The sequence below is a fragment of the Acinetobacter brisouii genome, assembly GCF_008993995.1.
Lineage (GTDB): Bacteria > Pseudomonadota > Gammaproteobacteria > Pseudomonadales > Moraxellaceae > Acinetobacter > Acinetobacter brisouii_A.
On record NZ_BKNN01000159.1, the window covers coordinates 1 to 1,105 of the forward strand.

A 1,105-nucleotide genomic window follows, 5' to 3' on the forward strand; every position below is an offset into this window, starting at 1 on the left:
AAACAAACACTTTAACGACCAGGATTCAGGTTTTGTCACATCAGAATACCGTATTTTATGAGCTAATTAAACCTGTTGTGCGACAGGATTTTGAACAACTTGCTAAAGTACACCATGTTGGACAGAAATTTAGAGCGACTTCCCGGTGGGATCAGTTTATTGCCATATTGATGTCTCAATTCTCTTGTAGGCAAAGTCTGAGAGATATTCAATCCAATTTGGAGTGCCAACAGGAAAAGCTAAGTCATCTCGGAGCAAAGTCTATTCCCCGAAGCACGCTGGCACGAATCAATGAGCAGCAGCCTGCTGCCTTGTATCAACAGCTATTTTACAAGTTGCTTAAATACTATGAACACTCAAAAGTAGCTCATAAATTTCGCTTTAAGAATCCCTTGTATTCCTTGGATGCCAGTCATATTGACCTGTCGCTTTCCTTATGTGAATGGGCCAAAGTTCATGACTCAAAAGCCAGCATGAAACTCAGCATAGGATTGAATCACAGCAATGATATTCCTGAGTTTGTTGCAGTTGAAAATGGCAAAGAAAATGACATGGTACAAGGCCGCAAATTCCAGTTTCCTGCTGGCAGCATTGTAGTTTTTGATAAAGGCTATGTCGATTACCAATGGTATGCAAATCTGACTGCTCAAAACATTGGATTTGTCACACGTTTTAGGCCTAAATCTGTGTATCAGGTGATCCAGCAACATCCAGTGCTTGAATCCAAAGGTATTCTAAAAGATGAAACCATTCAGCTGAATAGCGCACATGCCCTAAAAAGAAAAGCCCCAGTGTTAAGAAGAATTGAATATAGAGATCAGCAAAGTGGCAAGCACTTTAGCTTTCTCAGCAATAACTTTCATTTAGCCGCCTCCACCATTGCGGCGATTTATAAAGATCGTTGGAAAGTTGAGCTGTTCTTTAAGGCGATTAAGCAGAATCTCAAATTAAAAGCGTTTCTAGGCCGCAGCAGGAACGCAATTCAGACACAAATCTGGATTGCGATGATCGCCTATTTATTGGTGAGTTTCGCTCAACATTTAGGGAAAACAGGTTGGACAGTTCAACGTTTACTCAGAATAATTCAAGTGAATTTGTTTGAAAG

At 40.4% G+C, this 1,105-nt stretch carries 1 protein-coding gene; it reads left to right on the forward strand.

Annotation, left to right across the window (positions count from 1 at the left end; all coding sequences use genetic code 11):
* Nucleotides 1-32 precede the first annotated feature (32 nt).
* Nucleotides 33-1,105 (forward strand): IS4-like element ISAbe18 family transposase (locus GBN19_RS15410; protein WP_151778701.1); only part of this gene is annotated, 1,073 nt, incomplete at its 3' end.